Source organism: Xanthomonas arboricola pv. guizotiae (assembly GCF_002940205.1).
In the GTDB taxonomy this organism is placed as follows: domain Bacteria; phylum Pseudomonadota; class Gammaproteobacteria; order Xanthomonadales; family Xanthomonadaceae; genus Xanthomonas; species Xanthomonas arboricola_C.
This window is the reverse complement of record NZ_MDSK01000068.1, coordinates 1-8442: the sequence shown is the minus strand read 5'-3', so window position 1 is coordinate 8442 and position 8442 is coordinate 1. Positions and strand designations below refer to the sequence as shown.

The following is an 8442-nucleotide window of genomic DNA, read 5'->3' as shown; positions in this document are numbered from 1 at the left end:
GTCGCATCGATCTCCACTTGGCGTTGCTTTCGCTCGCATCCTCCATCATCTGCTTACGCCTTCTTCCTGGGTTTTGTTAGCCGCTCTAAGTACGCGCTACTTGCTGCCAGCCTTGCGCTGTTGTCGTCGTACTCCCTGCCGAGACCTTGCTCAAGGCGGCGAACGGCATCTTCGGCTTGGCGATGGAGCGGGTCCTGTGATGGAAGCAAGGAACCATGCCTAGGCACCACCGGCGGTTGATCATGCAGCGTTGGCTGCGCTGGTTCTTCCAACCCGCGCAATGGATTTGCACGTGGATCGACATGCAGCAATTTACGCGTGTGACCATCTTCGCTGATGCTCAGATCTGTGGTGCCGTCATCGTTGCGCACTCGCGCAAGATTCTGACGCTCAACACCGCTCCAAGCACCATTCAAGAATGCGTGACCCTGACCTGTCTTGTCCCAGGTCACCAAGTCGTTACCGGCAGCATAAAAGCCAGCACCATTGAATCGCGTTGGGTCTGCCCGGTCTGTTGAAGCATTTTGATAGGTAGCGCCGCGATCCAGCGCGCTCACGAATTCTTCTGCACGGTTGTAGTGCAGAAACAGGTTTTTCACCGCATGGTATTCGTGCGCCAAGTTTTGGCCTGCCTGCGGCGCGTTGAGTGTTGTCGGATCCACAAGCGGGTTGGCGACCACATTGGTCCATACTGTTGCAAGCGGGCTACGCGAATCCGCATTGCGCAATGCATTTACCACATCGGCGCCCTCCAGCGCCTTGTCTCGCCCAGCTTCCAGATAGTCGCCACGTCCAGTCGCCCTTGGATTCAGATCATCAATGGCAGCACTCACATCCGCGAGCGAATGGTACTGATTTGCCTCAATGTCGCGGATCATCGGCGCGGTGCGCGTTTCGTTCTGGTTGTAGGCTTTCCCAACCATCGTCGCCAACCTAACTTGGTCGTCCAGAGACGCATTCTGGTAGAGCTCACTCCGCTGCAAGGGCGCGATAGCGCGATCCATCAACTTGTCGATTTGCGCCACATCGCGTTGATGTACCCAGCTGATACCCTCGTTAGCAGAAAGGAATGTGTCCAGCTTGGATTTCACTTCAGCATCGAGCGGCCGACCGGCATCGACGCGGATAGCGCGGCCGTTACGGCCAAGATCGGCGATTGTCTGATCAACCTGCTGTTGGCTGAGAACAAGATCTCGCTGCTGCCCATGCGCCCATTGTTGATAGGCATTCACGAGGTCCCTTGGAAAACGTTCTCCCCGTTAGGCATGTTCGGCTGATAGTGCTGTCCCAAGTCAGTTTGGATAGTGCCGATCGTGTAGCCACTGTTGTCGGCCGGCTCTAGCAACGGTGTCCTGAGATTGTCGCCAGCGACCTCCAATTGATAAGCGGCATAGCCGCTTTCGGATGACACGCCGACAGCAAAGTACAGCGTGGCCCGCAACTCCTGATCTGTCAGCCTACTCATGAGTCGCTCTCCGTGTCTGCACAGGTTTCGGATGGCATCTGCTTGCCCTTGATATCAGGGTGCAAGGCGACATCTCGCTTATATGTATTGCCGAACTTCTGGTAGCGCACCAGGGCCCCCTTTTCAAGAACGAAGTAATCTTCTCCCCCCGAGAAGTTGGGGCATGCCTCATAGCCCGCCTCGCCATCATCGCTGCAGTAGCGAACGTAGAGCTTTCCGCTACGCACATCCCCTTCCAATTTTCCGCCACCTCCACGAGCATTGGTCCCTTCGCTCCACTCTCCCGTGACATGGCTCTTCTGCTGATTGAGGTCAACGCTCAGAAAGTGGCCAGAGCCGCAGGCTGTGGCGTACGCCCAGTTGTTTGCAAAGTTGCCGACCGTCGCACCGGCCGGTGGCGAAGCATTCGAGCATGCTGCACTCAGCGCGACTACGGTGAGTGACATGCAACGCATGATCTTCTTGTTGAACTTTCTTTGAGCTGTCATTGAACGCTTCCTTGATCTGCGCAATCGGCGAGTCGGGCGTAGGGCACAGGGACTTTACTGCAAACAGCAGTTTTCAATTCGCTTACGGTAAGAAAAATCACAAGTAGGCTGTTGGTAGAATTCACTACTTAAGAACCGAAACGTTTCCGAGCGCGCAAGACCGGCTGGTGTCTGGGGCAACAGCGTATCCCCATTTCCTTGGTATAGAACTGCGGCATTGCCTAACGTCGCGTCATGCGTATCGCCTGACGGTCACTCGTTGCGGTTGAGGCTTTTCTGTTCACCTTTGCAGAAATCAGGAGAGAACGGCAAACGCGGGCAGGGTACGATTCCAGCCCTCTCCGTGTGAGTGCGCCTTGTTGTGGTCATGCTTCCAGCACGCCCGATGCTTGATGGCCTCCCCGCCAGCCAGTTCCAGCTGCCGTCCGGCCCCTGGTGCACGGTGTTGGAAGCGTTATGCGCGTGCTTTCCGGGTGTGGACGCCACCACCTGGCAGGACCGCTTCGCGCGCGGGCGTGTGCTGGATGCCCAAGGCAGCGCGCTTGATGCCTCTGCGCCGTACCGCCTGGGTGCCGAGATTTTGTACTTCCGCGAGGTAGTGGTCGAGCCTGTCATTCCATTTGCCGAGATGGTAGTGCATGCGGACGCGCACCTGGTGGTGGCGTCCAAGCCGCACTTCCTGCCCGTGGTGCCAGCCGGTGCGTACGTGCAGCAGACGCTGTTGACCCGTTTGGTGCGGTGTTTCGATAATCCCGCGTTGGTGCCGCTGCACCGCATCGATCGCGACACCGCCGGATTGGTGTTGTTCTCTGCCGACCCGTCCACGCGCGGGATTTACCAGGCGCTGTTCCGCGAGCGACGCATCCGCAAGCACTATCTGGCAGTGGCGCCACCGCTACCTGGGCTGAGGTTTCCGTATGTGCATCGCAGCCGGCTGGAGCCGGGCGAGCCGTTCTTCCGCATGCGCGAGGGCGTGGGTGAGCCGAACAGCGAGACGGTGATCGATGTGGTCGCGCGTGGTGCAGACACGTGGACGTATCGATTGGAGCCGGTCACCGGGCGCAAGCACCAGTTGCGCGTGCATATGGCCGCGCTGGGCACGCCGATCCTGCATGACCGCTTCTATCCAGAGCTGGAAGATCAGCGTCCCGATGATCCGGAGCGGCCGCTGCAGTTGTTCGCGCATACGTTGGCGTTCGATGACCCGATCACTGGTGAGCCGCGGAGTTTTACAGCGACGGTCGGGCCGAACAATTAGGAACGAAGCACCACGCACTGCCCAGTGGACTACTTCAGTTCCTTCTCGAACTCGGTAACGAACTTGGTCAGTGAAGTTCCGCATGCATTGCAGAAGTCCCGCAACTGGAGAAGATCCATCCGGCGACTGCCGCGCTCAACGTCACTTACATACGACTGCGGGCGCTCCAGTGCAGTGCTCAGGGCCGCCTGCGTTAGCCCGGCGGAGAGGCGAAGTTCGCGCAATTGCTGCAGCAGGACGTCGTAATGGTCTTTGTGGATCGACTTGATTGGCATGGCGGCAACGTTGAAAGGCCGCACTGAAGCTATATCCCCTTTTCAAATATCTGAAAAAGGGATAAATTCGAGTGGCGGATATCTCGTCCGCTCATGTCGAGGATGGATGCCATGACGACTTCGAAAACCCGCGAGATGCCTACGCCAGAGGCCACCCTGCAAACGCAGGAAGAACACTTCACCTTCGGCGTCACCCTGCAGCAGATCGACCAGTTCCATACGCTGCTGCGCACGATCACCGCGCAGAGCGACATGGTGGCGGTGTGCAGCGGCAAGCCGCTGGATGCCACCAGTCTGTCGGTTCTGGGCGAGAGCATCTTCAATGCCGCCCGCGCGGTACGCGGCGTGGTCGACGAGATCTACGAGCAGCGGCTCGGTGGCGATGGTCCGGACGATGCGGCCGAAGCGAGCGGGCAGGGCGGCGCCAGGGTCTGACCGGGCGCCGCGTGCAATCGCGTCAGCCTCAACGCACCTTGTACAACACCGCCGCGCCCGGCTTGGGCTCGAACATCGGCACGGTCTGCTGCTTGAGCGCGGTGCCCTTGGCGTCCCACACCAGCGTCTCGGCGGGGTATTCCTCGTTGCGGGTCATGGTGTCGATCTGCTTGACGATCACCGTCTTGCCGGCGGGCACTTCCGGGTTCCAGGCGAACACGCCCAGGCGGCCGTAGAACACCGCCGGCGCGGCGGCATCCAGGCGGCGGTCCGGGCACATGACCAGGCCGCGTTCCAGCATCACCCGTAGTGCGCCCACGGGCACGGCCTTGACGGTGGGCGCGGTGCGGTCGGTGCTGTGGCCGGGGCAGACATTGGCCGAGCGGGTGAGCATGTCCTCGACCACTTGGCGGTCGGACTGGGCCAAGGCCGGCAGCGCGGCGGTGGACAGGGCAAGCACGGCGAGGGCGGATTTCCAGGGCATCTGACAACTCCTCATGAGATGACACTCCAATACGGCAGCCCTGCAGGCGGGCTGCTGCCAGTGACGCGCCCGGATGCTAGCAATCCCCGCGTTAAGCGCTGCCAATGATTGGCGCCGGTTCCAGACGGGCGCGCAAGCGGGAATCGGCCACCGAAGCCGCCGCCGGCCCGCCAACCCCGCACGGGCCGGCTGGCGCGTAATGCAACGGCCGCTGACGCCCATCGCCGCTGTCAGGAGACTCCTGATTGAGCGGCGACGACGACGCGGATAGCGTGCGCGCTATCACACCGTTGGACTGCTTTATGGAACGCGCCGACCTCATTGCATCACTGCTCACCGGCATGCGGCGTGCCGAAGACTTCCGCGCGCAGGGGGCGGCCTACAACACCGCGCACAGCCAGCAGATGGCGGTCGACCACGGCAAGGCCGCCGACGCCGAGCTGGTGCTGTCGCTGTTCGCCTTCACGCCGGAGCACCTCAAGCTGCTGGGCAGCACCGGCATCGAGAACCTGGGCGAGATCGTCTGCCATGCCTGGGCCTTGAATGGCGGCAACAACGAGGCGCTGATCGGCTGGTTCCGCAAGCCCATGAACGCGCTGGACGGGCAGACGCCAGCCGCCCTGGTCCGCAGCGGTAGCCTGAAAGTGCTGCTGCTGGTGCTCAGGCAGCAGCTGGAGTGGGAATTGCCCAAGCGCTCGGCCTGAGCATCGGGGCCGGTGACGCTGCGCCCTGGCGTGCCGGTGGCCAGCACGCCGGTTGGCAGCGCCGGCGCGCTTACTGCTTGGGCCGCGCCACGGCGTACATCTCCCAGGCAATCTTCTTCATCAAGGCGTTGCTGTCCTCGCCTTCCTTGTACAGGTCGAAGTGGGTGCGGCCTTCCAGGTAGCGGAAGTCGCTTTTTGCGCCCAGGCCGTCCAGCACCGCCTGGAACTTGCGCGCCGCCCCATCCAGGTAGAACGTGTCGGCGGTGCCGACGATCAGGTGGATCTTGCCGTCCAGATCCGGCTTGAGCGTGGGCCACTGCGCGGCCACGCGCGCGGCGATGTCGTAGTGCGTGCGCCAGTAGGCCACCACGGCCGGGTCCACCTTGCCGGTGTCGCGGTCGAACATCGGCACCGGGCGGCCGTCGGGCCCGCGCGGCGAGAACACCCAGTCGAACGAGGTCATCTGGCCGCCATACGGGCCCAACACGCGTTCGAGCTTGGCGAAGGTTTCCAGGTCGGCCACCACCTTGCCCTGGTCGCGGATCAGCGGGAACTGGCTGCCGTCCGGGCGCCGGTAAACGTTGGCATTGGGCGCGTACAGATCCGGCCCGGTGAAGTCGTGGAAGTCGCTCGAATCGGGCGAGGTGGACCAGGTGCCGCCGAACAGCTTGGGGTAGCGCGTCTGCAGCCACAGCGTGGCCCAGCCGCCGGACGAATGCCCGTTGAGGAACCGGCCCTTGGCGTTGCCATCCATTTTGTACTGCCGTTCGAGCGCGGGGATCAGCTCTTCGGTCAGCGCGGTGCCCCAGGGGCCGTTGTTGACCGAGTCGGCGAACTCGTGGGTGCCGGCGGGCGTGGACTGGTCCAGGAACACCCAGATCATCGGCGGCATCTGCTTGGCCGCCATCGCGCTCCAGGTGGCGGCGATGCTGCCGGCAAAGCGGTTGTAGTTGCCGCCGAAGCCGTGGGTGACATACACGGTGGGGTAGCGGGTGGCGGCCTTGGCGTCGTAGCCGGGCGGGGTGAGCACGCGGGCGCGTAGCGACACCGGCCGGCCCCAGAACGCGCTCAGCGACGGGCTGACCAGCGAGGCGTCCGCGCTATGCAGCCTGGCCTCCGGGATGGCGTCGCGGATCGCCTGCGGCGCCCGCGGCGACACCTGCCACGGGTCGTCCGACGCGGGCACCTGCTTGCTGAGCGTCAGCGTGGGCAACGGCTTGCCCTTGCCCTGCGTCACCGTAGTGACCTCGCTCAACAGGTCGCCGCCATCGCGGCCGGCATAGCCGTAACTGTGGTCCGGATCCAGCACGGCCTGGAACAGGTACTCGCCGGCCGGCAGCGCGGAAAAGCCGCTGGGGAAGGCGATGTTGTCCAGGTCGATCTCGACGCTGGCACCGGGGGCGAGCGCGGTCACCTCCTGCGCCGCCACCGCCACCGCGGTCGGGCGGAACGGGTTCACGCTCACCTCCTCCACCTTGCGGGCTTTGCCGTCCTTGCCATCCTCGGCCGCGGCCTGGGCGTCCTTGGCCAGGGTGGCGAAGACCAGCAGGCGCCCGGACACGGGCTGGTCGCTCGCCCCGTCCAGCGTGACGCGCAGCAGGCGATGGGCCGCTGCCGGTGCGGCGGCGTGCGCGCAGCAGGCGCACAACAGGCCAACGGCCAGACCCAGGCGGGGGGCAAGACGATGCAGAGACATGCAGATCCTTGGGAACGCAGGTGGATGGAGTGGGCGCACACGGCCCTGTGCAGACAGTAGCCAGTTCCCGGCCGGCCGTGCGCCACCAACGCGAGGTCTGGTCACCGTATCCGATCTGCCCGCTCCAGCGCTCACATCATCGACCGGACGCGACACCGAATCCGCACGGTGTCGCGAGCGGTAGCGTGAAGCTGGACCAGCGCCAAGTGACCAAACGAAAGCCAGCGTCAGTTTCATCCCGGTAAACGCCTAATCGATAGCTAATCTAATGTCGGCTTCAGGTTTCGCTTGCACCTGTTGACTGCCGGAATAATCTAAAGCCCGCTTTAGGGAACCTCTGAACAGCTCGTGGCATTGCGAGCGAACTTGGGATTTCGCTTGATCGCGACAATCTCCGTTTTTGAAAATCAATCACTTACGCGTGATGCCTCCAGCCTCAGGCGTCAATCAGAAGTCTATCGAGGAGTTGTTCAGAGCTTCCTTAGATTCGATCACTGCCATGCGCATCCCAATCGACCGAGCATCCGACATCGACGCCTATATCCACCCAGTCCGCAATGCGGAAGGCTTGCGGCAGGCGGCCAGGTCGCTGTGCAACTAGGCCGGATGTCCGAGCTGTTGCGGCAATTGGGCATCCAGGTCCGGCCAGACCTGCCGGATCCGGTAGATGAGCGATCCAAATGATCAGCGCCGATGCGCCACGCAGCCTGGAACTGTGGCTGGGAGAGCGCCGCGGCGGCGAGCTGCGGGAGCAAGGCGATAGGACTGCATTCCCAATTGCTGTTCACCGCATTCCAAGCGCACCATGACTTGGTTGGTCCACTGCGCGTGATGCCTCCTGCGTAGACGCCTGCATGGTCTGTTGATTGGCAACTTCGAGCTTCTGCAGGTTCTCGGCCAAGGGCTGCTTGACGGCTTCGGCCTTATCTACGTGCGTGCGTAATACATCCATGTCATTTCCTGGATTCTTGTACGTCGCGAAAATATTGCCGTTAGTGTGATTCGGAATAACGTCCTGGATCTCGGGCAGCGGCGGGCGATTGAGTTTGGCCTGGACCGCCAGGGCACCGGCAATGCGTTCCTTGTCTTGCTGATTGGTGTAGACGCCTGCATCCGGGCCGAGCTTATCGAGCCCCGCCAAGGCTTGCTTGAACAATGGGTCATCGCGTAGCCGCGCTTCCTGATGCGGATCGAGGGGTGCTCCGCCTGCGCTGAAGGTACGTCCTGAGTTACCTAATCCTGGCACCGAGGGCTGGATCGATTCGTCGAGCTGTCGTCCCGATGCAGGCGCCCAGTGGCGGAAAACGCCATCGTTCTTTGGTTCCGGAAGGCGTACATCCCGCAGAACGCTATCGGCCAGTGTGTTGGAGTTTTGCAACTGGGGATCGTAGGGATACTTGTCATCCTTGCTCTTGGCATTGGCGACCATGCGTGCCCAGGTTCCCGACAAGTCCGCACCGTGTGTGATCTCTTCGCGATATTGCTTTTGTCCAGCCGCATTCGGATTGTCGCGATGATCAGGGTTGGCCCGGTTGTAGGGCAGATTAGGGCCTGTTAACACATCCGAAGCCCATCAACGACCAGGACGAAGTTGAGGAATCCAAGGAACATGACGTCCAACTTCTCGAAGCGCGTGA

At 62.1% G+C, this 8442-nt stretch carries 9 protein-coding genes and 1 pseudogene; 3 read left to right on the top strand and 7 right to left on the bottom strand.

Features of this window, described 5'->3' with window-relative positions; genetic code table 11:
* Positions 1 to 80 precede the first annotated feature (80 nt).
* The 3 genes and pseudogenes from XarbCFBP7408_RS23570 to XarbCFBP7408_RS21425 all read right to left on the bottom strand — a co-directional run.
* A pseudogene (locus XarbCFBP7408_RS23570) lies at positions 81 to 203 on the bottom strand (XVIPCD domain-containing protein); the annotation flags it as partial.
* A gap of 1025 nt (positions 204 to 1228) precedes the next feature.
* Complete coding sequence (locus tag XarbCFBP7408_RS22565) at positions 1229 to 1465, bottom strand: hypothetical protein (RefSeq protein WP_146093817.1); 237 nt, start codon at positions 1463 to 1465, stop codon at positions 1229 to 1231.
* Positions 1462 to 1953 carry a hypothetical protein gene (locus tag XarbCFBP7408_RS21425; protein ID WP_104564642.1) on the bottom strand — a complete coding sequence of 164 codons (492 nt, stop codon included), beginning with the start codon at positions 1951 to 1953 and terminating at the stop codon, positions 1462 to 1464. The genes XarbCFBP7408_RS22565 and XarbCFBP7408_RS21425 overlap by 4 nt, the downstream gene beginning before the upstream one ends.
* Before the next feature lie 385 nt (positions 1954 to 2338).
* Between XarbCFBP7408_RS21425 and XarbCFBP7408_RS21420 the strand changes: the two genes are divergently transcribed.
* Positions 2339 to 3211, top strand: a complete 873-nt coding sequence (locus tag XarbCFBP7408_RS21420) for an RluA family pseudouridine synthase (RefSeq protein WP_258072285.1) — start codon at positions 2339 to 2341, stop codon at positions 3209 to 3211.
* A gap of 29 nt (positions 3212 to 3240) precedes the next feature.
* On the opposite strand, the gene XarbCFBP7408_RS21415 is transcribed toward XarbCFBP7408_RS21420, so the two are convergent.
* Positions 3241 to 3486, bottom strand: coding sequence for a helix-turn-helix domain-containing protein (locus tag XarbCFBP7408_RS21415; RefSeq protein ID WP_039513682.1), 246 nt, complete (start codon positions 3484 to 3486; stop codon positions 3241 to 3243).
* Positions 3487 to 3597: 111 nt separating this feature from the next.
* On the opposite strand from XarbCFBP7408_RS21415, the gene XarbCFBP7408_RS21410 reads away from it, so the two are divergent.
* Positions 3598 to 3921: a hypothetical protein gene (locus tag XarbCFBP7408_RS21410; RefSeq protein WP_104564645.1), complete on the top strand. Its 324-nt coding sequence runs from the start codon at positions 3598 to 3600 to the stop codon at positions 3919 to 3921.
* Positions 3922 to 3949: 28 nt separating this feature from the next.
* Here XarbCFBP7408_RS21410 and XarbCFBP7408_RS21405 read toward each other — a convergent pair whose 3' ends face one another.
* A complete protein-coding gene (locus XarbCFBP7408_RS21405; protein ID WP_024939627.1) occupies positions 3950 to 4405 on the bottom strand; it encodes a hypothetical protein in 456 nt (151 codons plus the stop codon).
* Between the two features lie 302 nt (positions 4406 to 4707).
* Between XarbCFBP7408_RS21405 and XarbCFBP7408_RS21400 the strand changes: the two genes are divergently transcribed.
* Entirely contained in the window at positions 4708 to 5109 is a 402-nt protein-coding gene (locus tag XarbCFBP7408_RS21400) for an antitoxin Xre/MbcA/ParS toxin-binding domain-containing protein (RefSeq protein ID WP_026064237.1), read from the top strand.
* Positions 5110 to 5179: 70 nt separating this feature from the next.
* Here XarbCFBP7408_RS21400 and XarbCFBP7408_RS21395 read toward each other — a convergent pair whose 3' ends face one another.
* The gene (locus XarbCFBP7408_RS21395) at positions 5180 to 6805 is read right to left on the bottom strand and encodes an alpha/beta hydrolase (RefSeq protein ID WP_104564640.1); all 1626 of its coding nucleotides are present in this window, start codon (positions 6803 to 6805) and stop codon (positions 5180 to 5182) included.
* Positions 6806 to 7589: 784 nt separating this feature from the next.
* Complete coding sequence (locus XarbCFBP7408_RS22885; RefSeq protein ID WP_181107098.1) at positions 7590 to 8366, bottom strand: XVIPCD domain-containing protein; 777 nt, start codon at positions 8364 to 8366, stop codon at positions 7590 to 7592.
* Between the last annotated feature and the right edge of the window lie 76 nt (positions 8367 to 8442).